At 58.6% G+C, this 24,331-nt stretch carries 25 protein-coding genes; 11 read left to right on the top strand and 14 right to left on the bottom strand.

What is annotated here, in order from left to right; translation table 11 throughout:
• Positions 1-3: 3 nt before the first annotated feature.
• The 10 genes from VO84_RS14450 to yajC form a co-directional block, all read right to left on the bottom strand.
• On the bottom strand, positions 4-1,671 hold the full coding sequence (locus tag VO84_RS14450) for a CTP synthase (RefSeq protein ID WP_058188292.1): 1,668 nt from the start codon (positions 1,669-1,671) through the stop codon (positions 4-6).
• Between the two features lie 195 nt (positions 1,672-1,866).
• A complete protein-coding gene (locus tag VO84_RS14445; protein WP_058188291.1) occupies positions 1,867-2,703 on the bottom strand; it encodes a tetratricopeptide repeat protein in 837 nt (278 codons plus the stop codon).
• A gap of 145 nt (positions 2,704-2,848) precedes the next feature.
• Positions 2,849-3,274: an ExbD/TolR family protein gene (locus VO84_RS14440; RefSeq protein ID WP_058188290.1), complete on the bottom strand. Its 426-nt coding sequence runs from the start codon at positions 3,272-3,274 to the stop codon at positions 2,849-2,851.
• A 45-nt stretch (positions 3,275-3,319) separates the two neighbouring features.
• Positions 3,320-3,754 (bottom strand): ExbD/TolR family protein, encoded by a 435-nt coding sequence (locus VO84_RS14435; protein WP_058188289.1) that lies wholly within the window; start codon positions 3,752-3,754, stop codon positions 3,320-3,322.
• 50 nt (positions 3,755-3,804) lie between these two features.
• Positions 3,805-4,245, bottom strand: coding sequence for a biopolymer transporter ExbD (locus tag VO84_RS14430; RefSeq protein ID WP_058188288.1), 441 nt, complete (start codon positions 4,243-4,245; stop codon positions 3,805-3,807).
• Positions 4,246-4,390: 145 nt separating this feature from the next.
• Complete coding sequence (locus VO84_RS14425; protein ID WP_058188287.1) at positions 4,391-5,134, bottom strand: MotA/TolQ/ExbB proton channel family protein; 744 nt, start codon at positions 5,132-5,134, stop codon at positions 4,391-4,393.
• 223 nt (positions 5,135-5,357) lie between these two features.
• A complete protein-coding gene (locus VO84_RS14420) occupies positions 5,358-6,086 on the bottom strand; it encodes an energy transducer TonB (protein WP_058188286.1) in 729 nt (242 codons plus the stop codon).
• Between the two features lie 206 nt (positions 6,087-6,292).
• Positions 6,293-7,264 carry a protein translocase subunit SecF gene (gene secF / locus VO84_RS14415; RefSeq protein WP_058188285.1) on the bottom strand — a complete coding sequence of 324 codons (972 nt, stop codon included), beginning with the start codon at positions 7,262-7,264 and terminating at the stop codon, positions 6,293-6,295.
• A gap of 137 nt (positions 7,265-7,401) precedes the next feature.
• On the bottom strand, positions 7,402-9,015 hold the full coding sequence (secD, locus tag VO84_RS14410; protein ID WP_058188284.1) for a protein translocase subunit SecD: 1,614 nt from the start codon (positions 9,013-9,015) through the stop codon (positions 7,402-7,404).
• 39 nt (positions 9,016-9,054) lie between these two features.
• Positions 9,055-9,366, bottom strand: a complete 312-nt coding sequence (yajC, locus tag VO84_RS14405) for a preprotein translocase subunit YajC (protein ID WP_408033307.1) — start codon at positions 9,364-9,366, stop codon at positions 9,055-9,057.
• A gap of 382 nt (positions 9,367-9,748) precedes the next feature.
• Between yajC and VO84_RS22875 the strand changes: the two genes are divergently transcribed.
• The gene (locus tag VO84_RS22875; protein ID WP_197414033.1) at positions 9,749-9,889 is read left to right on the top strand and encodes a hypothetical protein; all 141 of its coding nucleotides are present in this window, start codon (positions 9,749-9,751) and stop codon (positions 9,887-9,889) included.
• Positions 9,890-9,938: 49 nt separating this feature from the next.
• Here the strand turns inward: VO84_RS22875 and VO84_RS14400 are convergent, their stop codons facing one another.
• From VO84_RS14400 to ruvX, 4 genes are all read right to left on the bottom strand, one after another.
• The gene (locus VO84_RS14400; protein WP_058188282.1) at positions 9,939-10,679 is read right to left on the bottom strand and encodes a hypothetical protein; all 741 of its coding nucleotides are present in this window, start codon (positions 10,677-10,679) and stop codon (positions 9,939-9,941) included.
• 107 nt (positions 10,680-10,786) lie between these two features.
• Positions 10,787-12,265 carry an Asp-tRNA(Asn)/Glu-tRNA(Gln) amidotransferase subunit GatA gene (gene gatA, locus VO84_RS14395; protein WP_058188281.1) on the bottom strand — a complete coding sequence of 493 codons (1,479 nt, stop codon included), beginning with the start codon at positions 12,263-12,265 and terminating at the stop codon, positions 10,787-10,789.
• Between the two features lie 2 nt (positions 12,266-12,267).
• Positions 12,268-12,579, bottom strand: a complete 312-nt coding sequence (gene gatC / locus VO84_RS14390) for an Asp-tRNA(Asn)/Glu-tRNA(Gln) amidotransferase subunit GatC (RefSeq protein WP_058188280.1) — start codon at positions 12,577-12,579, stop codon at positions 12,268-12,270.
• A 41-nt stretch (positions 12,580-12,620) separates the two neighbouring features.
• Complete coding sequence (gene ruvX, locus VO84_RS14385; RefSeq protein WP_058188279.1) at positions 12,621-13,070, bottom strand: Holliday junction resolvase RuvX; 450 nt, start codon at positions 13,068-13,070, stop codon at positions 12,621-12,623.
• 175 nt (positions 13,071-13,245) lie between these two features.
• Here ruvX and mltG point away from each other — a divergent pair, with 175 nt between their 5' ends.
• From mltG to VO84_RS14335, 10 genes are all read left to right on the top strand, one after another.
• Positions 13,246-14,223 (top strand): endolytic transglycosylase MltG, encoded by a 978-nt coding sequence (gene mltG / locus VO84_RS14380; protein WP_058188785.1) that lies wholly within the window; start codon positions 13,246-13,248, stop codon positions 14,221-14,223.
• Positions 14,220-15,164 carry a DUF4292 domain-containing protein gene (locus VO84_RS14375; RefSeq protein ID WP_058188278.1) on the top strand — a complete coding sequence of 315 codons (945 nt, stop codon included), beginning with the start codon at positions 14,220-14,222 and terminating at the stop codon, positions 15,162-15,164. Before mltG ends, VO84_RS14375 begins: the two co-directional genes overlap by 4 nt.
• 409 nt (positions 15,165-15,573) lie before the next feature.
• Entirely contained in the window at positions 15,574-16,626 is a 1,053-nt protein-coding gene (locus tag VO84_RS14370) for a hypothetical protein (RefSeq protein WP_157439894.1), read from the top strand.
• Positions 16,623-17,627, top strand: coding sequence for a hypothetical protein (locus VO84_RS14365; protein WP_058188276.1), 1,005 nt, complete (start codon positions 16,623-16,625; stop codon positions 17,625-17,627). The genes VO84_RS14370 and VO84_RS14365 overlap by 4 nt, the downstream gene beginning before the upstream one ends.
• Complete coding sequence (locus VO84_RS14360) at positions 17,624-18,619, top strand: hypothetical protein (RefSeq protein WP_058188275.1); 996 nt, start codon at positions 17,624-17,626, stop codon at positions 18,617-18,619. Before VO84_RS14365 ends, VO84_RS14360 begins: the two co-directional genes overlap by 4 nt.
• Complete coding sequence (locus tag VO84_RS14355) at positions 18,616-19,596, top strand: hypothetical protein (RefSeq protein WP_058188274.1); 981 nt, start codon at positions 18,616-18,618, stop codon at positions 19,594-19,596. Before VO84_RS14360 ends, VO84_RS14355 begins: the two co-directional genes overlap by 4 nt.
• Positions 19,593-20,714, top strand: a complete 1,122-nt coding sequence (locus VO84_RS14350) for a DUF4129 domain-containing protein (protein ID WP_058188273.1) — start codon at positions 19,593-19,595, stop codon at positions 20,712-20,714. Before VO84_RS14355 ends, VO84_RS14350 begins: the two co-directional genes overlap by 4 nt.
• The gene (locus VO84_RS14345) at positions 20,711-21,952 is read left to right on the top strand and encodes a DUF4350 domain-containing protein (RefSeq protein ID WP_058188272.1); all 1,242 of its coding nucleotides are present in this window, start codon (positions 20,711-20,713) and stop codon (positions 21,950-21,952) included. Before VO84_RS14350 ends, VO84_RS14345 begins: the two co-directional genes overlap by 4 nt.
• Complete coding sequence (locus VO84_RS14340) at positions 21,949-22,944, top strand: AAA family ATPase (protein ID WP_058188271.1); 996 nt, start codon at positions 21,949-21,951, stop codon at positions 22,942-22,944. The genes VO84_RS14345 and VO84_RS14340 overlap by 4 nt, the downstream gene beginning before the upstream one ends.
• Positions 22,944-24,323, top strand: a complete 1,380-nt coding sequence (locus VO84_RS14335) for a DUF58 domain-containing protein (protein ID WP_058188270.1) — start codon at positions 22,944-22,946, stop codon at positions 24,321-24,323. Before VO84_RS14340 ends, VO84_RS14335 begins: the two co-directional genes overlap by 1 nt.
• Positions 24,324-24,331 lie beyond the last annotated feature (8 nt).

Raw genomic sequence — 24,331 nt, 5'->3', positions numbered from 1 at the left:
TATCTAACTGCGGGCAGATGTTGTCTTGTTCGCAACCTGCTTCGCGGAGTCTGTTTGCCTGTTCTTATAGCTCGCCGCAATGAAGGAATGGAACAAGGGATGCGGCTCAAGCGGCTTCGATTTGAATTCCGGATGGAACTGGCAGCCGATGAAGAAGGGATGGCCCGGGATCTCCACGATTTCGACATACGTGGCGTCTGGCGTGGTGCCGCTGATGCGAAGCCCCGCGCCGGTGAGCAGAGCTTCATACTCACGGTTGAACTCATAGCGATGCCGGTGGCGCTCGCTGATCTCAGTTTCGTTGTTGTAGATCTTTGAGGCCAGCGTCTCCGGCGTCAGAATGCAGGTCCAGGCTCCCAGTCTCATGGTCCCGCCCATCTCTTCGACACCCAGCAGTTCGCGGAGCTTGTAGATAACACGGTGCGGCGTGGAGGGGTCGAACTCGCTGGAGTTGGCCTCCTTGAGGCCGCAGACGTTGCGCGCGAACTCGATGCAGGCGGTTTGCATGCCGAGGCAGATGCCGAAGTAAGGCACGTGCTTCTCGCGGGCGTAGCGAATGGCGTTCAACATGCCTTCAATGCCGCGCTTGCCGAATCCGCCAGGAACGAGAATGCCGTCGAAGCCCTCGAGCTGCGATTCGTAAGAGCGGTCGTCAGGAGATTCGCTTTCCAGGCCCTCGGATTCAATCCAGGTGATGTTGAGCTTCAGGTTTTCGGCGAGCGCCCCATGCGTGAGCGCTTCTTTGAGGGATTTGTAGCTGTCCTCGTATTCCACATACTTGCCGACAATGCCAATTTTGACTTCATCCTTCGGATTGGCGTAGCGATGAGCGAGGTCCTTCCACCGGCTGAGGTCGGCCTCAGGAGCTTCCTTGTGGAGGTATTTCAGGATGAGGCCGTCGAGACCTTCTTCGGCGAAGTTGAGCGGAACCTGGTAGATGGAGGGAACGGTGGTGGCGCCAATGACGGCGCGCTCTTCAACATTACAGAAGGCGGCGATTTTCTGCTTGATTTCGCGGGAGAGATTGACGTCGGCGCGGCAGAGAAGGATGTCGGCCTGGATGCCGATGCTGAGCAGTTCTTTGACGGAGTGCTGCGTGGGCTTGGTTTTGAGCTCCTGCGCGGCGGCGATCCAGGGGACGAGCGTGAGGTGAACGAAGACGGTGTTTTCGCGACCGAGTTCCTGGCGCATCTGGCGGATAGCTTCAAGAAATGGGAGCGATTCGATGTCGCCGACGGTGCCGCCGATCTCAACGATCGTCACGTCAGCGCCGTTCGCGGAGACCTTGCGCATGGCGTTCTTGATCTCATTGGTGACGTGGGGAATGACCTGGACGGTTTTGCCCAGGTAGTCTCCACGGCGCTCCTTGAGGATGATCTGCTCATAAATGCGACCGGTGGTGAGATTGTTGTCGCGGGAGAGCGGCGCATGGGTGAAGCGCTCATAGTGACCTAGATCGAGGTCGGTTTCCGCGCCGTCATCGGTGACGAACACCTCGCCATGCTGAAAGGGCGACATGGTGCCGGGGTCAACGTTCAGGTAGGGATCGAACTTCATGAGGTTGACGCGAAGGCCGCGGCTTTCCAGCAGACAGCCAATGGAGGCGGCGGCAAGACCCTTGCCGAGGCTGGACACGACTCCGCCCGTCACAAACACATACTTTGCAGACATTGGTGCGACCTCTTGATTTGAATGTATGGATTGGACGTACCTGGTGGGCACAATCAAGTATGCCAAAGGACTGGCCGTCGAGGCAAGGACTGGTTGCCCAGCCAACTGCCCCTGCGACGCGAATGTACATAAAACAGCACGGCCTCCGCCAAAGCGGAGGCCGTGATAAAGCCGGACCGGTGGAGGCCGGGAGTTTTACTTCATGTTGCCGCTGGAATCCATGACGATGCCGCCGGGACCAGCGTTCTTCTTCTCTTCGTTGGCCTTACGAGCGCCGAGCGCCTTGCTTGCCCAGTCCTTCGCAGTAGCGACGTCCGTCTTCACCGCGTTCGGATCCTGATAGTCCAGGTCGGCTTTGCGGCGATAGACAAGGTTGATGTAGACCATCGCGTCGTCGTAATTGGCGCGATTCTGGATGGCCTGGTTCAGGTACTGGAGACCTTCATCCACCAGAGCCTGGTTCTTATCCTTAATGTCCTGAAGAACTTTCTTGCCGGCCTTGACGTTGCCTTCGCCGTCGTCACTCTGGCCTGCTGCAGCAAGCGCGTCCTTAGCGTTCTTATAGGCGACGGTGTAGTCGATTACGCCAATGGTGTAAGCAGCTTCGGCGTCCTTGGGATCGACCGAAAGAACCTTCTTCTGCCATTCTTTGGCTTTGTCAAAATTGTTGAGCTGGAAGTAGATAGCAGCGATCTGCTTTGCGCTGTTTACGTCCGTCGGGTCCTTGTCGAGGACTTCCTGGAAGAGCGAAATTGAATGATCGGCGTTCGCCAGGTTCTCCTTGGAGGTGACCCCGGGAACTACGTTCTGCGCCAGTGCCGTGGCCAGATAGGTCTTTGCCATAGGAAGGCTGGGATCAAGCTGCGTGGCCTGCTGGAAGTGGTTGATGGCTTCTTCATAGTGCGCGCTCTTGAATGCTTCCACGCCTTTGTTGAGGTGGTCGCGAGCGGCAAGCCGGTTGCAACCGCCTAACGTAAGCACCATTCCGCCCAGGGCAACCGCGAGTGCCATCATACGTGCGGGTCGATTCATGTCTCTGTTCTTCTCCTTGCAGGGGTACCCGGCGGTTGCGCGCCTGGAACTAACATCAGTCTGGCGCGAAATGGAATCTTACGCGCATTATTGAACTTTGTACTTCAAACTACATTCGAGAGTGCTGCCGAAAGCTGCCGCAATCTTAACGCGCGGCTGCCGCACCCGGAGTGATGAGCGCCACGTGTTCGACACCAGCGGCGTGGCCCATGTCAATAGCCTGAGCAACCTGCGTAAAAGCCAGCTTGTCGTCTGCCTTGACGAACAACAAGCGATCTGCACGGGCCGCATAGATTTCTGAGAGCCGGGCAGGTAAATCGAGCTTTGCAATTGCCTGGTTGTTAATCCGATAATCCGGCTCACTTCCCTTACCGGCCGTTAGCTCCAGAACGATTGGATCGGATGGTGGGTTCAGGGAGTGCGTGGCGGGTTTGGGCGCAAGCGCCTGTTCACCCTTGGAGACGATAGGGACGATCACCATGAAGATAATCAGCAGGACCAGCAGAACATCGATCATCGGAGTTACATTGATCTCCGATTGCATTCCATTTGTGGATTTACTCATCGTCATGGCTTCAGACTCCCTTCTCCCGTGAGGGAACTGCGGCTTATAGACTTATTGGCCTGCGAGAATCTTCGGCGTCATAAGGCCGATGTGATCCGCGTTGGCGGCGTGGCCGATATCAATGACTTCCGCGATATACGAGAAGTTCACGTCATCGTCACCCTTGACGAACATGACGCGCTCGGCGCGGTTGGCATAGATGTCGGTCAGCCTCTGCTGTAGCTCGCTCTTAGCGTAGGGGGTCTCGTTGATCTTGTAGGACGGAGCCCCGTTCTTGTTCGAGACAACCTGTACCACGATGGTGCGATCATTGGGCTGCTGTTGCTGCGGGTTCTTGGGCGGCTGCGGTACGAGCGCGTCCAGTCCCTTGGGGGTTACCGGCACAATCACCATGAAGATGATGAGCAGCACCAACAGAACGTCGATCATCGGGGTGACATTGATGTCGCCCATCGCGCCACCACTGCTACCGCTTGACATTGCCATGGCTTCAAACTCCTCGTTTTATAAAAACGTATCCAAAAATTAGCGAATGACTACTCGCCGCCAGCTCCAGCTGCTTCCTTCTTCTGAGTCAAGAGGCCAACCTCTTCCACTCCCGCTGTACGAACAGCATCAATCGCGTTTTCCACGTCGATGTACTTGGCGCGTGCGTCTGCGCGGAAAAAGACGGTCTTGCCAGGCTTGTCCGCCAGCTTGCCCTGCACAGCAGAGCCAAGTTCGCTGAGAGCAATCTTGTTCTGACCGAGGTACACACTGCCATCGCGGGTGACACCCACAACAATGGCGTCTTCCTTGTCGGCGTCCGGCATATTGGTCGGGTTCTCGACCGTGGCCATTTCCACCTGCACCTTGTTCTGGAGCATGGGGGTGATGACCATGAAGATGATGAGCAGAACCAGCATGACGTCGACCATTGGAGTGACGTTGATGTTGGAACTGACATTGGCTGCTTCGTTACGAACTGCAACTCCCATCGCGGGGCTCCATCTTTTGGATTTCTTGAACCGTACTGAATACCGGTTCGGGTGCGCTTCAGGGAACCATGCAAAACTGGCAGCGGGGAAGGGAGACGATCCGCTCCCCGCGCCAAAATATCCCGCTCAGCTCAGGCAGATCCAGTTACTTCTTGTGGCTCTGCTTGATGAAGTAGTCGATGAGTTCGCTCGACGAGTTGTCCATCTCGACGTCGAACGCCTCAACGCGACCTGTGAAGTAGTTGAACGCCATAACGGCAGGGATGGCCACAAGCAGACCGAATGCCGTGGTGACCAGAGCCTCCGAGATACCGCCGGCGACTGCGCCGATGCCGGAGGTCTTCTGGGTGGCGATCTGCTGGAAGGCGTTCAGGATACCGACGACGGTGCCGAATAGGCCGACGAACGGTGCGGTGGCACCGATGGTGGCAAGTACCGAGAGGCCGCGCTTCAGCTTGGCATGCACGATGGCCTCGGCACGCTCAAGAGCGCGCTCGGAACTGGCAATCGTGTCTTCGGTTGGGTTGCCGCCGGAAACGCGGAACTCCTGCAGGCCAGCGGTTACGACCTCAGCAAGGTGCGACTTCTTGTTGCGGTCGGCAATCTTGATGGCTTCCTCGAGCTTGCCGTCCTTGAGAGCGCCGGCAACCTTGGGAGCGAACTCGCGGGACTGCTTGCGGGCTGCCGAGAAGTACAGGTAGCGGTCAATCATGACGGCCAGAGACCAGACGGACTCGACGAAGAGAATGATGGCCACACACTTGGCCAGCCATCCCATGTTGCCCCAGAGGCCGAGGAGGCTGAAGCTTACCGTGCCGCCCCCTTCCTGAAAGAAGGCCAGGCTGTTGACCGAGTGCGAAGCAAAATGTGCGAGCTGAGCGAGAATCACTGAATCGTTCCTCCTAGGGAGTTTGCTTTTTTAGTACGGGGGTTACAAAGTTTATAAGCGCATCTACAAGGGACTCCGGAAGTTTGGCGTCTGAAATTGTTTCCAGTGCCACTGCTGCCGATAAAACCGATTGTAGCTGCAGTAAGGACGAGGTTCTGTATGGAACGTCATCCGGCTGAAAAACATGCGTCCCTTTTCCTGTCGGAAAAGGGACGCGAAAACCTCATCCACCAAGGCTGAATATCACGTTGACGGTGGTGTCGACCTCGACCGGCTCGCCATTGAGCAGGTAAGGACGGTAACGCCAGCTGCGAACGGCATCGAGAGCGGACTGACGCAGCATCGGGGGACCCTCCACCACAGTAAGATTCTCGATGGTGCCGCTCTTGGAGATGGTGGCGCGGAGCACGACAGTGCCGGAAACGCGCGCGGCCTTGGCGATGGCAGGATAGGTCGGCGAAGGCCGGCTGATCGCCAGACCCTGGGCAACGCCCTGAGAGATGGTGACCTTCTTCGGCGCTTCCTTGGTGACCTTAGGCGCGGGAGCGGAGCCCGAGAAGAGACCGCCGATCACGCCGCCGGGCGCGCCGTTGCCTAGGCCTTCCATACCGGCTACGCCGAAGCTCTGCGGAGGAGCTTCCTGCTCCTTAACGTTTTTGATGTCTTTAGGAATCTTGGTGGGAGCGACGAGCTGGTTGTTCATCATCTCCGACTGGACGTGGACAACATGCACAGGCGCTGCCGGCGGTGGCGGCGGCGGCGGAGGCGGAGGTGGCGGAGGGGCAACGAGAAGCGTCTGCATCATGGCCTTGGGCAGCGCCTCCGGATAGATCAGCGGAATCAAGATGATGACCGTGATGATCGACAAGCAAAATGGAAGCGTAACCATCATCCAGAATTTTGCTTTGCTCTTGATCTTGCCGCCTGATTCAAATGTGGAATCTTCAAACATAGCCAGCCTCGAATCGGGGTGTTGGTTTCCTCTATTTAGACACCACGGAAACCTTGAATGTTCCCGGAGCATCCCGCCAACTGCAATCAGCGTGCTCAACCTATATCAGAACGAACATACAGGTTGCAAAACGCTGCCTCAAAATCGGTGCAACTTTATACCAACCTCATGCGTGGCCGGAAAATCGATTTGCCGGCCACACATGCCTAGCGAGCGCGACGAGCAGCCGGAAGTATTGCTGCCTTGCCGTTTTTCCCCCGCCACTGCTGATATGCCACCAGCATAGGCGCGGCTACTGCGATGGAAGAGTAGGTGCCAATCAGAATGCCGATCACCAGAGCGAACGAAAATCCGCGTAAAACCTGGCCACCGAAAATATACAACGAAAGCACGGTAAGAAAAGTTAATCCTGAGGTCAAAACCGTTCGGCTTAATGTCTGGTTAATGCTGCGATTGACGACATCGGGGAGTTCCTCGCGGCGGTTCATGCGCAGATTTTCACGAATGCGGTCAAAGACCACGATGGTGTCGTTCATGGAATAGCCGACGAGGGTGAGAATAGCTGCGATGACGGTGAGCGAGATCTCCTGGCCGGTGAGCGAGAAAAAACCAATGGTGATAAGCGTGTCATGGAAGCAGGCAATGACGGCGGCCACACCATAGATGAGCTGGAAGCGGAACCAGAGGTAGACCAGCATGCCGAGCAGTGAGTAGAGCGTGGCCATGATGGCCTTATTCCGGAGCTGCTTGCCGACTGTAGGGCCGACGACATCGACCTTGACGCCCTTGGCCTCATCGAAGGGGTTGTTGTAGTGCGTCTTGAGCGCGCTGACGATCGCCTGGCGCCCTTGATCGAGCGAAGTCTCATTCTTCTGCTCGGGAAGGCTGATAAGGACCTCGTTGCGGCTGACATCGCCGCCGTAGGACTGGATCTTGGCGTCTGTGATGCCGGCGGAGCTGACGGCTGTGCGGATGGCGCCGATGTCCGGCGGGTTGGCGAACTGAACCTGAACCTCTGTGCCGCCGCGGAAGTCCACGCCCAGAGGCACAGGACTGCCAGTCTGAGCGAGATGAATGCCCATGGAAATGAGGCCAGCGACGCTGAAGATCAACGAAAAGGCGAGGAAATACCACTTCTTTCCAAGCCAGTCGATGTTGACACCGTGAAAAAGTTCCACTGAAGTTTCTGCCTTCCTGCAGCGAGGGCTAAAAGCCCCCGGAATCTTTTTTTGCGTTCTCGGCACGGCTCAAACCGTGCCCCTTCAAAATTTTTAGTTCCCCATGACGATGGGTTTTCGTCCCTCGTCATTCGACCCTAGATGGAGACCATCTGTCCGGTCTTGAGCTTGTTCAGGTGCGCGTCAAAGATGGTGCGCGAGACAAAGACCGCGGTGAAGAGGTTGGCCAGCAAGCCGAATGTCAGCGTGGTGGCGAAGCCCTTGACCGGGCCAGTGCCGAAGAGGAACAGGATGGCTGCTGAGACGATCGTTGTCACGTGAGTATCCACGATGGTGATCCATGCGTGGCCAAATCCCTGCTCAACAGCGGCGGCTGCCGATTTGCCTTCGCGAATTTCCTCACGGATACGCTCGAAGATCAGCACGTTCGAGTCGACGCCCATACCGATGGTCAGGATGACGCCGGCGATGCCGGGCAGTGTAAGCGTCGCCGTGGAGAAGCCCATGAAGCCAAGAAGAATCAGCAGGTTCAGCAGCAACGCGAGATCCGCATTGATGCCTGATCCCTTGTAATAAACGAGCATGAAGAGCATCACGACGAGCACGCCGACGACGGCTGCCGTAACGCCTTCCTTGATGGAGTCCGCGCCGAGCGACGCGCCTACTGTCCGGGTTTCAATCTCTTCAAGCGAAGCGGGCAGAGCACCGGTGCGGAGGAGCTTCGAGAGTGAGGCGACTTCGTCTTCGCTGAAGGAGCCTTCAATATCGCCCTGATCGCGGATGCCGCTCCGGATGTTGGCGACTTCGCGGACAGTGCTGCCCATAACGACGGCCATAGCGGAACCGACGTTGTGGCTGGTGTACTCGTAGAAGGTGTCGCCGGCGTCCGTGGTCAGAGTGAAGCGGACCATGCGCTGGCCAGTGTCGGGGTTGGTGGCTGACTCAGCGGAGCGGAAGTCATTGCCCTTGACCACTGCCGCGCGCTGGAGGAGATAGACGCTGTCAGCGTCCGAACGGCTGCCAATGGCGCCAGGGGCATGAAGCATGACCTGGTCAGGCGGGATGACGCCGCCGGGAACGGATGCGAGGGCAGCCTGCTCGGTGGGAAACGGACCGCCGACGACCGCGTGAATTTCAAGACGCGCCGTTTCCTGAAGAAGCCGCTTGATACCCTCGAGGTCCGATACGCCGGGCAGTTCAACGAGAATCTGATCGGCGCCGAGGTTGTACTCCTGAATTACAGGCTCGCTAACGCCAAGGGTATCGACGCGATCACGAATGGTCTCGATGGACTGCTGGAGGGTACGCTTCTCAAGGTCGGACTGGTAGGTCGGCTTCATTGTGAGCGTGTACGTGCCGTTGGCGCTCGAGTAGTCGTACTCCGTGCCGTACTTTGTATCCAGCGCGGTACGGAACTGGCTGGCGGCGGCAGCGGGAACGCCCTCAACAGAGATGACGGTAGGTTTGGCTGGGTCCGGCTTGTAGATGCGAGTAAAGGCGGTATTGGCCTTCTTCAAATCCTGCTGGAGCTGCGCGACGGTGTTGTCGGTCTCAGCGGAGACGGCTTCCTGTACCTTCACGCGCAGGATGAGATGCGCGCCGCCCTTGAGGTCGAGGCCCAGGTGAATGTTCTTGGTGATGGCCTCAAGAAGCGCCGGGCCGCTCAGACCTTTGGGAATGCCAAGGATGCCGTAAATGCAAACCAGAAGGACAGCGACGATCAGCAAAACTCTGTTTCTAACGTTTTTCATTCAAGTTCTCTAGTCCAAAGAATAAAAGTGCGGAGCACCCTAGGATGCTTTGTCTTCCGTGGTAACGGAGCCGATGGCGCTCTTGGCTATTTCCATCTTGATCCCGTCGGGAGCCACCTTGATGATGATGCCGTCGTCCTTGATGGACAGAATCGTGCCGCGGATGCCGCCGGATGTGGTGATTCTATCGCCGGGCTTGATGTCTGCCAGCATCTGCTGCCATTGCTTTTGCCGCTTCTGCTGCGGACGGATCATTGCAAAGTACATGATCGGTATCAGGAGCAGGATGGGGAGCATTCCGAGAATGCCTCCACCAGCCGGCGCCGCATAAACTGCTAAAGCGATTGCCACACTCATCCTTTACTGCCCTGCCTTTGGGAGGCACGGGGCTTCCGGCGTATCAGCCGGACTCGAACGCGAAATTTGTCTCCGGGAACATTTCCTCACCGGGCAGGCGGATGGCGCACCCGGGTTCAGACTCGGCATATACGGGTGCAAATTGCGGCCCGCTCACCGTCGGCTTCCTGTTCGACACGGCTTGCTCTGAGGAGATTTGCGGCCAGCCAAGCGCGGTTTGCGCAGGCGAAAAGCGAACATGTCTCCCGAAAGATTGCCTAGCACGATAAGAAACGGCAAGACGCGGGCGTGTCAAGGTGCTGATAGCGCCGCTTTGCAAAAGCCTTATAGAAGCATTGGCGCGGGTTTACGGCGCAGGAGTTCTTCTTGAGACACCATGTTGTTGCATTCGGCTGTCGTGATGTTCTCCATGCCGTCGGAATTATGGCTGCTTCTACTGATCCCATTTGTGCTGGCAGAGGCGGTGATGTTGTGGATTCTGTGGCATCTATGGCAGGACAGCCATAAACGACGATAGGCAAACGATTCCCTGCTGAGACGGTAAACTCTGACCATTGTGGGCGGATTCAGTTGGATGGCGCTGCAGCAGCCGGTGTCTCCGGCTCGTCACCGGAGTCTTCGACAAGAACAGCGGAGCCCGGAACGATCTCGTACATGAAGTCACCCTTGCCGACTTGGTGAAAGGTGATGCGCAGGGGGTCGCGCTGCCAGTCGGGCGGGATGCAGGCCGGATCGGAATGCGCCGCTGGATCAGCATCGTAGACGTCAAGCTTCTTGACGAGAATGGGTTTGCGGGCGGTTAACTGGGCCACGACTGCGTAAAGGCCTTTGCCGCTGGAGGTGAGGCCGCAGTAGGCTCCGTAGTCGCGGAACCATGTGACCTGACTGACACCGGGCTCATAGTCAGGCAGCTTGAGGGCGGTGACGCGGCCTGTGAGGCGGTCAATCATGAGCCAGGGACCTCGCTGCCAGACCCAGTGCTCTTTCTGAGCGCCGGGCTTGTCTCCGGGCAGCGCGTCATTGAGGCGCACGGCGCGGCGGACGACAAACGTGCGATCGGTGACATCGTGGGAGTCCCCGGCAGTCCATTCCTTGACCTGGTCATCGACGAGGAGAGGGCGGATTTTCAGCCACTCTTCCCCAGGAAGCGCGCCGGATGGATCGCCAGCTTTGGAATAGGGGACTTTTTTGGGCGCACCGAGCGCAATGACGTGCTGTTTATGTGCGGTAGCGGCGAAGGCGGAAGGGCTGAGGATGGGTGCGGTCAGTAGACCGGCGACGAAAGCGAATCGGATCCCAAGGCGCATGACTGCACGCTCCGGTAGCGGAGGATTACGCAGGAACTTGGGGAAAAAATGGTTGCTGAAACTGTGTTTTGTTATTGTTGCGAGCAGTGTAGCAGGTGCCGCGCAGGCTACGGCAGCTGAAAATTATCCTGCGCCGCTTCCACCGCCCGCGCCACGCGGAAAGCGGTGCTTTCGCCGAGGTGCGTAGCCAGAACCTGCATTCCCACCGGCAGACCTGTCGAAGTCGTGCCACACGGCACCGTAACACCGCAGATGCCAGCCAGTGAAGCCGTCACAGTGTAAATATCGGCGAGGTACATGGAAAGCGGGTCGCCCGACTTTTCGCCGAGTTTGAACGCCGGCACTGGAGAAGTCGGAGTCACAATCGCGTCAACTTCAGCGAAAGCGCGGAGGAATTCTTCGGCCAGAAGGCGGCGAACCTGCTGCGCCTTACCGTAGTAGGCGTCATAGTAGCCCGCACTTAACGCATATGTCCCGAGCAGAATGCGGCGCTTGACCTCGGGGCCGAAGCCCTCCTCGCGGGAATGGCGGTACATAGCGGCAAGGTTTTCGCTGGCGGGCGAGCGAAAGCCGTAACGCACGCCATCAAAGCGAGCAAGATTAGCGCTGGCCTCAGCGGTGGCGACGAGGTAATACGTAGGAATCGCGTACTTTGTATGCGGCAGCGAGATGGGCTTGATGGTGCAGCCTGCGGCCTTGAGGTCTTCAATTCCCTTCTCAATGGCAGCGCGAACTTCGGGATCGAGACCCTCAGCAAAATACTCGGCGGGCACGCCAATGCGGAGGCCTGAGACGCCTTTATCGCTCTCGGCAGCGTAATCAGGGACAGGAGCCGGAGAGCTGGTCGCGTCCTTGGGATCGTGGCCGGCCAGCACATTGAGCAGCGTAGCGGCATCGCGAACGTTGCCCGCAAAAGGGCCAATACGGTCAAGCGAGGAAGCAAAAGCGATGAGACCGTAGCGCGAGACGCGGCCCCACGTAGGCAGCACACCCACTACGCCGCAGAAGCTGGCGGGCTGGCGAATGGAGCCGCCCGTGTCGGATCCAAGCGAGGCGACAGCGAGATTAGCAGCCACCGCTGCCGCTGAACCGCCCGAGGAGCCTCCCGGAACGCGTTCCGGATCGACGGGATTGCGAACGGGACCATAAGCAGAGTTCTCGGTCGAAGATCCCATGGCGAATTCATCGCAGTTGAGCTTGCCGAGCAGCACAGCGCCGGCCGATTCGAGCTTTGTAACGGCGGTCGCGTCGTAAGGTGGCTCATAGTCCTTGAGAATTTTGGAGCCGGCGGTGGCAGGCGCGCCCTTCATGACGAGAACGTCCTTGATACCGATGGGAATTCCGGCCAAAGCCGGCAGCGCGTAGCCTTTAGCTGCAAGCGCGTCGATGCGAGCGGCCTGCTCGATGGCGCGATCTTTGGTCAAGCTCAGGTAGACGTTGAGCTGGGGGTTCACAGTCCCGATGCGGTCGAAGTAGGCGGCTGCCAGGTCGACTGCCTTCGTGCGGCCTTCGGCAATTTCGCTCTTGAGAGCAGCCAGGGTCTTCGGCTTCTCGACGTATTTTCCTGAAGTCAATTCCGTTGTCATCGCTATCGCTCAATCACTTTGGGCACTTTAAAGAAGCGGCCGTCAGACTCAGGCGCCTCCGGCATGACGGTAGCGCGGTTGAGCGAGGGCTCAACTGCATCCTTGCGCAACGAGGCAGAGCCGCCGGCGCCGGGAAGTTCACTGATCTGGGCCAATGGAGCAATGCCCGTTGTGTCGAGCTCATTCAGCTCGGCGACGTAATCCAGGATGGCGTTGAGGTCGCCGACCATGCCGGGGATCTCCTCGGGAGTCAGCTCCAGGCTGGCCAGCTCAGCTACGCGGGCTACTTCTTCAGTGGTTACTTTGGCTGTCATGTGTTTTTGCCGAAGCTCCAGTATAGAGGGTGAGACAGGGACTATGGCACTGAGAGACTAAGGGGACCAACCCCGTGCGGATCATCGAGAAAGGACTGCAGGATGAGCGTTGCGGCGACCTGATCGACAATAGGCGCGTGCTGTTGGCGGCTGTGGCCGGCCTCATAGAGAATTCTGTGGGCCTCTTCTGTGGTCAAACGCTCATCCCAGAGATGGATGGGCAGGCCAGACAGTTCGCCAAGCTGAGCGGCAAAGGCCTGAACCTTGGCGGCGCGAGCGCTCTGGTCGCCGGAAAGGTGAAGCGGGTTGCCGACCACGATGCCGATGACGGAAAACTTACGCGCCAGCCGGGCAATGGAGCGGAGATCATCCCGGCGATTTCGGCGTACTTCAAGCGTGAGCACCGGTTGTGCGGTAAGGCCAAGCTCATCGGAGACAGCAACGCCGATGCGCTTTGTGCCGACGTCGAGAGCGAGATAGCGGGGAGGCATGGCTTGAGGATACGGGATCGCCGGGGGAGTTCGTATCCGCGCCGATACAATAAAGATATTCAGAGGCATCTCCCGGCTGTCCGGTGCGTCTGATGAAAGAAGGCTACGGAGGCAGATGGGCAGCAGGCAAAACATAAGTAAAAAAAGAAGCTGGTTTGGCCGGCTAGTGGGCTGGATGCTGCTTCTGCTCCTTTTGTGCGGCGCGGGCGCAGCGGCTTTTGTCTGGCTGGTGCCGTACGGGCCCACGCAGGAAACGTTTGTGGAGATCATCCCCGGCTCGCCAACGCTGGAGATTGGCAAACAATTGCAGCAGGCCGGCGTGATTCCGAGCCAGTATGCCTTTGACGCGTTGCGCATTGTGAAGGCCGGGGTGCTCAAGGCAGGCACTTACCGCTTTGCGGGGCCGGATACGACAGCAAATATCTATGAACGAATTCATCGCGGCGACGTATACACCATTGCAGTGACGATTCCGGAAGGCTCAACGGTGTTTGAAATAGCGGCGCGCCTGCAAGGAGCGAAGCTCGGCCCGGCGGCGGATTTTCTGACAGCCGCGAAGACCGAGACGGAACTGATCAAGGATCTGGATTCCCAGGCCACAAGTCTGGAGGGATATCTGTTTCCCGACACATACCGCTTTGCCCCGAAGACAAAACCGATCGAGATTGCGGCGTTGATGGTGAAGCGCTTCCGGACGGCGGCCACGCAGTTGGGACTCCACGGAAATGTGCACGATGTAGTGACGATGGCCTCGCTGGTAGAACGGGAGACAGCGATTGACAAGGAGCGGCCCCTGGTGGCCAGCGTGTTTGAGAACAGGCTTGAAAAGAATATGCCGCTGATGACGGATCCTTCCGTGATCTACGGGCTGCAACTGGCGGGAGCGTGGCGCGGAACCATTTACGCCAGCGATCTGCAGCGCGACACCCCGTACAACACTTATCTGCACCAGGGTATGCCACCAGGGCCGATAGCCAATCCAGGGTTAAAGTCTCTGAAGGCGGCGATGGATCCCGCGCAGACGAACTATCTTTACTTTGTTGCGGCAGGGGCGAATGCCCAAGGCCAGAGCCTCTTTGCCGAGACGCTGGAAGAGCATAACCGTAACGTGAGTGAGTATCGCGACGCAGTGAAAAAAGCAGGTGACCAGTGACTGCTGCGCACAGGGTGGACGGCGCTTCGCGGGACTGGCCGTCCAGGCAGTGGCGGCTTCCCCGCGCCATTTCGCGGGTGAGTGCGATGGCCCTGACGATTCTTCCGCTTTCCGGATGCCTGTTTACGACGCGCAAATTGCCTGTTCCGACGGCACCGTCCGTGACGCAGACAGCGTCGGCAGAAGATCTGGTGAAGAAGCTGAATGAACGCTGGGATGGGCTGAAGACGCTGTACGCGAAGGTGGATGTGCAGTTGACCACCAAGAAGTCCAAAGAAGGCCTGGAAAAGAGCTGGTCTTCATTCCCGGGGATCATCATGATGCGGAAGCCGGAGATGCTGCGTGTGTACGGACGCGTTCCGGTCATCGGGTCTCCCATGTTCAACATGGCGAGCGATGGAAAAACCTTCACCCTGTACGAGAATGCGAAGAACGTTGCGTATAAGGGACCGTATGTTGTGACGCATAAGTCGGCAAACACGATTGAAAACATTCGTCCGGGGTTCTTTCTGGATGCGCTCATAGTGCGCGGATTGAAGCCCGAAGACGAGTACATGAAGACCGCGGACAACGATACGGTGGAAGACGCCAAGAAGAAACACCTGCTGTTGGTTCAGGAGTACATCCTGAGCGTCATGGAGCATAAGCCGGGAAGCCAGGAACTGCGGCCAATCCGTGTAATTCATTTCCACCGCGATGACCTGATGCCCTACGAGCAGGACCTCTACGACGAGCAGGGAAACCTGGAAACAGAGGTGCTCTATGGCAACTATGAGGACTTCGGCGGCAGCAGATATCCCAAGACGGTAACCATCAAGCGGCCGCTGGATGAGTTCCAGATTGTGCTCACGGTAGAAACCGTCAAGGAGAATCTTGACCTGAAGGATGATCAATTTCAGATCGAGATTCCGCCTGAGGTCAAGATTCAGACCCTGCAATAGCCGCTCATCAGAAATTCCTAGGTGCGATTAGCGCCGTCTTCCAGTCGTCGCGTAGCTAATACCAGGAAGGCAATGGAAAGCGAGACAACCAACCAGCGTTTGTAGTGTTTCTCCATCTTTAATTAACCTCTCTTATCTTCATATAGATATGGGCGACGCGGTCTTGGCTCAGTACATCCCGACCGGGTCGCCTGCTTCCTCTGGTTAGATGCATCTAAAACGCCAAACGAATTCTGCTGCAATGGCAGGAGATACGGGCGTTAACGGCGAGTGGACCCCGTAAAAACGACGCGCTACTGGAAAAATGTGCGCTTATGCGGAAGGCCGGATTTATGCAGCTGGACCTGTGTGCTAGTATCCGGCCAAGCACGCGATTCCTGATTCCATTCTGCTTCCAAGGACACCTTTCATGGACACCCAACTGCGTCCAATGTCGCTCAGCGAGATTCTGGACCGCACGGCACAGCTTTATCGCACGAATTTCCTGCTCTTTGCGGGGATCGCGGCAGTCTATGCCGGCGCACTGATGGTGGTGGGGCTGGTGCGCATCGGGCTGGACGCGTTGCTGGGCGCAATGCACTGGACGCAACTGGTTCTATGGCTGAATATTGGCGCGGTGCTACTGCAATGGATGGTCATCTTTCTCATTGGCGGGTTGGCGATAGCGGCCAACAACCGCGCCGTCGCGTGGGTGCATCTGGGCCAGCGAGCCACCACCCGCGGCGCTTATATGAGCGTGCTGCCGCGGCTGGGACGCATTCTGTGGCTGATGACGATCATTACGTTTGTAGTGTGGACACCGTTAGCGCTTTGCTATGGGGGGTTCGCATCCATAGCATTCTTCTGGTACAAGCCGCTGGCCAAGGCCGGTGGGCAGGCGAACCCACAGGCGGCCATCCTGTTCGGCATGATGGCCCTGATTTTCTTTGCGGTGGCATTTGTAGCACTCGTGTATGCGGTACTGATGGGGCTGCGCTATGCGCTAGCGATTCCGGCGTGTGTGGTGGAAGAGCTGAAGGCGCGTACGGCTCTGAGACGCAGTATCGATCTCAGCCTGGGATCGCGCGGGCGCATCTTTGTGCTGGGATTGCTGGTGACTGTGATTGAGATCGCGCTGGTAGGTATTACGCAGTCATTCTTCATCTTTCTGGCATTCAAGAATCATCTTGTGCTGCCAACGTGGGCGGCGGTGGCGCAGCAATTTGTGTCCTTTGCAACGACCTCCTTCATCGCGCCAATGTTTTCAACGGGACTGACACTCTTCTACTATGACCAGCGCGTGCGGAAGGAAGGCTACGACATCGAGTGGATGATGCAGGCGGCGGGCATGAACGCCGGCTTCGATGTGACTGCCGCGCCACCGGAACCGCCCGCAAGTGCCGCACCGATAGAAGAAATTGCGGAGACGCCGCAGGCCGAAACAAACGGAGCGGAGCAGCAGGCACACGGAGACCAACCGTGACAGATACGCTCATGCCGGACGCGCTGCGGCCCATGCACCTGGGCGAGATTCTGGACCGGACAGTGCAAATCTACCGGCGGCAGTTCCTGCTCTTTGCCGGCATTGCGGCGGGACCGTCTCTCGTGGTGCTGGGATGCTTTGCCGCAGGGTTTCTGCTGTATCTTTTTGCGCATGGCGGGGGGACGGCTGCGAACCTGCTCCTGGGGCTGGGATTTCTGGCGTTGCTGGCGGTGGGAGTGCCGCTCTACATTGCGGCTAGCGCATTCGGCTTTGCGGCGTTGAGTCAGGCAGCGAAAAAGCGTTTCTTCGGCGAGCCGGTGACGATCCGCGGCATGTACCGCGAAGCATGGCCGCATGGCTGGCGCTATCTGGGGCTGTTTGCGCTGGATTTTGCGATCCTGGGCGTGGCTCCGGGGATTGTTCTGTTTGCTCTTTCCATCGGCATTGGAGTGGCGGCAGCCGCTGCCGGCGGCGATGCGGGTAACGCGACGGTGTTGGCAATCGTGGCTCTTGGCGCACTGCTGATGATTTACGAGCTGTGGATGCTGCCGCGTCTGTGCATGTCGTTTGCTGCCTCCGTGGCTGAGAAAGCGGGCGTGGCGGAGTCATTGAAGCGCGGATGGACACTGAGCCGGGGGACGCGCTGGAGGATTCTGCTGCTGTTTGTGATGGGCGCGGTGTGCGGCTGGATGCTGACGTGGCTGGTGACGCTTCCGGTGATCATCGCGGTATCGCTGATCCCGGGCATGAACTCGCCGCAGCACTCGCAGATGATGGGGTCGATCATTCTCTTTGGCACTTATGCGGCGGGATTCGCGGTACAGGCGCTGATACGGCCGGTCTATGGCATCGCGCTGGTGCTGTTTTATTACGATCAGCGTATTCGCAATGAGGGTTATGACATTGAATGGATGATGGAGCGGGCGGGGTTGACGGCGAATGCGGAGTCCGTGAGCCAGCCACTTCCGAATCCTGAGATTTTGCCGGGGGCGCAGATATGAGTACTTATCCTTTTGCACCGTTTGTTTCGACGACGCCGTTGCCCATCAGCACGGGTGAGGTGCTGGACAAGCTATGGAAGACGCTGCGCGGCAATTGGAAGCTGTACCTGTGGCTTGGCTCTCCGCTGGCTGCGGTCGGCATTCTATTTTTGGCGCTCTATGCCGGGGCGCTCTTTGTTAGCGGGATCTTTCCGATGCACCCAGGAGTGATGCCTGACTTGCGGGCTTTTTTCTGGGTCTATTGCGCCATGTTCATTGGGTCCATTCCAAACTTGTTCGTCTTTGCTTTGTATCAGGCGGCCACGGCTTTTGCCACGCTCAGCAAAGCAAGAGGGCAACAGATAACGATGCGCGAAGCTTACGCTGCGGCGTGGCGTAAGGCTGGACGCTACTGCTGGCTGATGATTCTGCATTACCTGTGGGTTGCGGGACCGATCGTGGTGGTGATGATGCTTGTGGCCGTGCTGATGGGACTGATTCAGATTGGCACCCATCCCAACCCTGCGGTGTTGTTTGTGACCATCCCGTTGTTCTTTCTGTTTTACCTGGGTGCGATGGTGTATGCCATTTGGATGGCTCTACGCCTTGGCTTGGCATTTCCGGCATCGGTGGCGGAGGACCTGCCCGCTGCTGCGGCGCTCAAGCGCAGCTCGCGGCTCAGCTTCGGGGTCAAGGGCAAACTGTTTCTGACGCTGGTGGTGGTCGCTGCTATCAGCTATGCGGTGGTGCTGGTGGTGGAATTCGTTGTCTTTGGCGTTGCTGCGCTGGGCGTGGTGTTGTTCCAACTGCTGCATCTGAGTATGGCTGTGGGGATTGCTCTGGGTGTGCTTGCGGCGCTGATTTTTATGGTGCTGATGTTTTTGTATACAGCGCTGGCATGGTCGGCTTACTCCATCACTTTTACGATTGTGTATTGCGATCAGCGGTGGAGGGTGGATGGGGCTGTGACGAGTGGATTTGGACCGTCTGCAGGAGGCATTGTTCCTGCATGAGGCAGCCGCTGCGGCCGATGAATCTTGGGGAGATTCTCGACCGGACATTTCAGATTTATAAGTCGCGGTTCTGGGTGTTTGTGGGAATTGCGGCTTTGCCGGCGCTGGTGATGATAGCCGTCAGGTTCGCGATGGAATCCTGGTGGAAGCTGGATTCAGCAAGAGGCTTTCGGGTCTTCGGTCTTATCTACATGGAGCAAGTGATGTGGATGCTGCTCCTTTTTCTGATTCAAACGCTGTTTGACTTTCTCATCAGGCCCTCCATGACGCATCTGAGTTCGGGAGAGATTCTCCATAGTCCTTGCAGCTTATCGACAGCGCTCAGAAGCATACTTAATCGCTGGCTGGCAAATATAGGATTAGCTTTATTCGTACTCTGCTGCGTAATAATATTTCCATTCATTGTCATCATTCTGCTGGAGGCGTGCAGCGGCGCACTTGCCCAGGCCGCAAGAATTGACACCACGGCGTTCGGGCCAATCTGGGCACCCGAGATGGCAACCAGTATCTTACTGGGCTTCGTCTGCTTCTTCTTGTTTTCAGGCTGGTTTGGTCTTAGCTGGTGTGCTTGCCGCCTAGAAAAGCTTGCAGCGTGGCAAGCGTTGGGCAGAGGCAGGCGGCTTTCGCGCGGTGCACTTCGAAAACTCTTAACGGCACAGTTAGCTCAGGCGGTCCTGTGGTGGTCTTTAACATTTGCATCTCTGATTGCACTTCATTTTTTGACTCGCCCTTTACGACTCAAGTACTTGAACCACACGGCTGTACTTCGCGCGTACACCATTCTGGTATCGAGCGGAGCATTTGTGATCTCCAGCCTGCTTGGCCCGATTTACCCTATCGCATTGACACTTATCTACTATGATCAGCGGATACGCAAAGAGGGTTACGACATCGAGCAGATGATGCAATCGGCGGGGTGGATCGCGGAAGAGAATGTTGTGACTCCGTCTCTGCCAGTGGAGGCTCCGCAAGGATGATTCTGCTGCGGGTTTGCGCGAAGACTTCTTCTGCTGCGATTGCGGTGCTGGTTCTGCTGAGCACGATGGGCGCGGCGCGGTGCTTTGCTGTTGCGCCGCAGCCGGCGCAGGCTGCGGCGCAAGGTAGAGCGGCTAATGCCTCATTCGATGGCTATCGCAAACATCTTGAGGCGCTGATTTCGCTGACACAGAAGTGTGCGAAGGGGCGCAATGTGGAGAGTTGCGATGCGCAGAGTATTGAGCAGGATGAGCATGTGCGGCTTGGTTCTGAACAACGCGCTATTAGCTATGAATGGTTGCGAGTGTTGTTTGCTCACGCGCAGGAGCCGGATAAAGCACAGCAGGCCGCGGGTGTGATGGGAAATGCTCAACTGCAGAATGATTCGTCTCTGCCGAAGCCGAAGACCACCTCGCAACTGCTGGAGGCGGCGCAGACGCGCTTAGCGGACGATCTGCGGCAGGCGGGCGGGCAGGTTGCGACTGTTACCGGACACCCGGCGGAGGCCGACGCCATGCAGAAGGTGCTCTCGGAGCGCGAGTTTCGCAGGCTCAAGGGGCAGAGCTCTACCGATTCGATCCTTGAGAAGGTTAACGACTGGATCAACTCGATATTTGGAGGAATCAGCCGCCTGACTCAAGGGGCCAAGTGGCTGGGACGCGCGCTGGTGTGGGGTTTTGTGCTGGCGGTGGGGATTGGGCTGGCGTGGGCGTTACTGCAATTGGAGCGTCGGTGGAGGATCCGCCTGGTTCCAGAAACGGAAGCACCGGCTCCGGGAGCGGCCTCTGCACGAGATTGGCAGCTATGGCTGGCGGATGCGCACAAGGCAGCAGCGGCTGGGCTGTGGCGCGAGGCGATTCACTTTCTGTATTGGGCGGCGATCTCGCGCCTGGAATCAAAACGGCTTTGGCCTGCGGATCGGGCTCGCACGCCGCGCGAGTACCTGGCGCTGGTGGCTCCGGAAGATCCGCGGAAGGCTGGACTGACTGCGCTTACGGGGAGCTTTGAGCGGACGTGGTATGGCGGGCGGGCTGCGGCTGAGACTGATTACAGGCAGGCGGATGAGTTGACGGCGGCGCTGATTGGCGCGGGCGCGGCGGATGGGGGACGGGCGCGATGAAGTGGCTGTCTCGACTGATGCCAGGGCTCGATGCCGGCGACCGCAAGCTGCTGCTGTGGTGCGTTGGTATTGCGCTGGTGCTGGCGATTGCTGCCGGAATACTGACGCCCAATAATGAGGATGCGAACCGACTGCCTTCGAGTTACCTGAGTGGGCAGCACGGTGCGCTAGCAGCGTATGAGACGCTGCTGCAGTCCGGCTATCCGCTGGAACGCTGGGAGCGGCCTTTGGGCGAGCTGGCTGAGACTGCGGGACCGGAGACGGTAATCCTCTTTGCGCAGCCTATGTCGCGCGACATCGCGGACATCCGGGCGATACGGCAGATTCTGGATCGTGGCGGGCGCGTGGTGGCTACGGGGTTTGAGGGAGGATTTCTGCTGCCGCGCGGAACTCCCGCGGCGCCCTCCGACCTTACCTTTGCGGCGTGCAAGCTGGAGCCGAATGGGCTGGACGCACTTGCCAGCACCGGCGAAATCTGGATGGTGCCGCAGGCAAGCTGGCAACTAGGCAATCCGACAGACCGCGTGCAGTACACCTGCGCAGGCAAGCCCGCGGTGGTGGAGTTCGGCTGGGGCAAGGGTCACGTAGTGTGGTGGGCCAGCTCCACGCCGCTTGAAAATGGCTCTCTGAGCCGCGCGCAGAATCTTGATCTGCTGTTGAACTCGCTGGGACCGAAGGCGGGACACAAGTTTTACTGGGATGAATCGCTGCACGGGGAGATTCGCTCCGTATGGACGTTTGCGTGGGGACCGTCAATGACGATCCTGTGCTGGAGCCTGCCGGTGCTGGCTCTGCTGGTGATTTTCAGCTTCAGCCGCAGGAGCGGGCCGCTGCGCGCGCTGCCGCTGCCGGCGCGGGCAACTCCGATTGAGTTTATCGATGCGCTTGGGTCGCTGTATCGCGGTGCGGGGGCTTCTTCGACGGCAGTGGCGATTGCATGGGAACGCTTCCGTAGGCAGGCGTTGGCACTATGCGGCATACGAGCGCCGAAGATGGAAGCGGCGGAGTTGGCCATTGTGCTGCGGCGGCGATTTCCTCTGGCAGACGAAGCGCTGGAGGCCGATCTGACTGCGTGTGAGCAAAGCGCAAAGGAAGAAGCTCTGCAGCCTCGCGAGGCCCTGCGGCTGATCCAGCTGCTCAACGCACACTGGGATAAGTTGAAGTCCGCTGCGGGGCCACAAAGAGCAGCGGTTGAACACACGATCGATAATGGGGTAATTCACGAAAGGGCTTCATGAGCGAGGAAATCTCATTCACGCACGCGGAAACGCTGCGCGCCACGCAGCAACTCATCTCACAGGTGCGCACGGAGCTGGGCCGCGTGATTTCAGGACAGAACGATGTCATTGAGCAGGTGATTATGGCCGTGCTGTGCCAGGGCCACGCACTGCTGGAAGGCGTGCCGGGCATTGCCAAGACGCTGACTGTGAAGACGCTGGGGCGACTGCTGGGATTGGGCTTTCAACGCGTGCAGGCTACGCCGGACCTGATGCCGGCCGACATTCTGGGCACTACGATTCTGAAGCCCGGCACGGATACCTTTACGTTCCATCACGGGGCAGTGTTTACCGATCTTTTGCTCGTGGATGAGATCAACCGTATGCCTCCACGCACGCAGGCCGCGCTGCTGGAGTGCATGGAAGAGCGGCAGGTAACGGCGGATGGCGTACGGCATGCGCTGCCCGGATGGTTTACGGTCTTTGCTACGCAGAATCCGGTGGATTTTGAGGGCACCTATCCGTTGCCGGAGGCTCAGCTCGACCGGTTCCTGCTCAAGATCCGCGTCTCCTATCCTTCGGAAGCGGAAGAGCTGCAGATCCTGCAGCGGCATCATGCAAGTGGCGGCGCGGGGCTGTTGGAAGAAGCCGCGATTGTGCCTGTTTCTGAAGGCCTGCTGGCGGCAGCACGTGCCGAAGTGCGCGCCATTCGCGTGGAGCCGGAGCTGTATGGCTACATTGTGGCGCTGGCGCGGCGCACCCGCGAGTGGCCCACGCTGCTGCTTGGCGCAAGCCCGCGCGCTGCGCTGAGCCTGATGCTGGTGGCGCAGGCCGCGGCGGCGTTTGAAGGGCGCGATTACCTGGTTCCTGACGACGTGAAGCGCGCTGTGCTGCCGGTGCTGCGGCACCGCGTGATGCTCAAGCCGGAAGCTGAGCTCGAGGGCTTTGACGCTGACCGCGTGCTGACGGATGTGATTGCCGGGGTTCCGGTGCCGAGGGAAGCGACGAAATAGTGATCTCGCCCTCGCTTCATCCCGAACCAGTGCGCGCCGCATGCGAACCGCGGCGCCGGTGGGCGTTTGCGCTCACACCGCGAGCCCTAGTGCTGCTGGTGGCGGGATTTCTTCTGCTGATTCCGGGGTTTTATGTAGATCGGCTAAGCTACGCCATGCCTGTATGGGATGGACTGATTTTGCTGGCCTGCCTGCTGGATGGAATGAGGCTGCCGAAGGCCGCGAAGATTGTGGCCGAGAGAAGCTGGTCCAACGCGCCTGCGCTCGACAGCGAGACTGAGATCGAGATTGCGATTGAGAACCAGAGCCGTATGGTGCTGGACTGCCGCATTGTGGACGATCTGCCCGTGACGCTTGCCAGCGAACCTGCGAAGCTGCGGATGCAGGCATTTCCCCGGGTGCCTGCGCGGAAGCGGTATCGTGTGACTCCACAGCAGCGCGGAGATTATGAAACTGGCGGCCTTTACATACGCTACCGCTCGCCGCTGGGGCTTGCCGAGAAGTGGGCCAAGGCGAAGCTGACGCAGACGGTGCGCGTTTATCCGGCTCTGCGGTCGAGCGAGGAGCAGCAAATCTTTCTCGCACGCAGCCGGCAGATTGATTTGCTGCTCCGCCAGGCAAGGCAGCGCGGCCTGGGTCGCGATTTTGAGAGCCTGCGTGACTACCTTGAGAGCGACGACCTGCGCGACATCTGCTGGACTGCGACGGCGCGGCGCGGAAGCCTGATTACACGGCAGTATCAGACGGAGCGCAGCCAGGCGGTGTGGATCGTGCTGGACTGCGGAAGGCTGATGCGGTCACAGCCGGATGGGAAGCACTCAAAGCTGGATCACGCCTGCGCGACTGCGGTGGCGCTGGCGCAGGTGGCGCTCTATTCGGGAGACCGCGTGGGATTGCTGGCTTACGGGCAGAGCATACAGCAGAGGCTGTTGCCGGGGCGCGGCGCGTCACACCTGAGGCAGATGATTGAGCTGCTGGCGCAGGTGCGGACGGAGATTGGCGAGGCCGATCATCTGCGTGCGACGGCAGTGTTGAGCCGCCTGCAGCCACGGCGATCGCTGATTCTTTGGATCACGGATCTGGCGGAGACAGCGATGCGGCCGGAGGTGATTGACGGCGCAATGCAATTGCTGCGGCGGCATGTGCTGCTGTTTGTGGCGATGGCACAGCCCGAAGTGGAGCGCATTGCACATGCGAGGCCGAAAAATGTAGAGGATATGTTCCGCTCCGCCGCGGCGCAGGAAATGGCGGGCCGGCGCGAACTGCTGCTGGCCCAACTGGCTGAACAGGGCGCGCTGACTCTCGATCTCGATCCGGAAGTTCTCACCTCGACGGTGCTGAACCAGTACCTCAAGGTGAAAGAACGCGCGATGGTGTAGTCGTTCCG

The organism is Occallatibacter gabretensis (genome assembly GCF_001449115.1).
GTDB lineage: Bacteria > Acidobacteriota > Terriglobia > Terriglobales > Acidobacteriaceae > Telmatobacter > Telmatobacter gabretensis.
The sequence above is the reverse complement of the archived record's forward strand: the minus strand, read 5'-3'. Positions and strand labels throughout refer to the sequence as shown.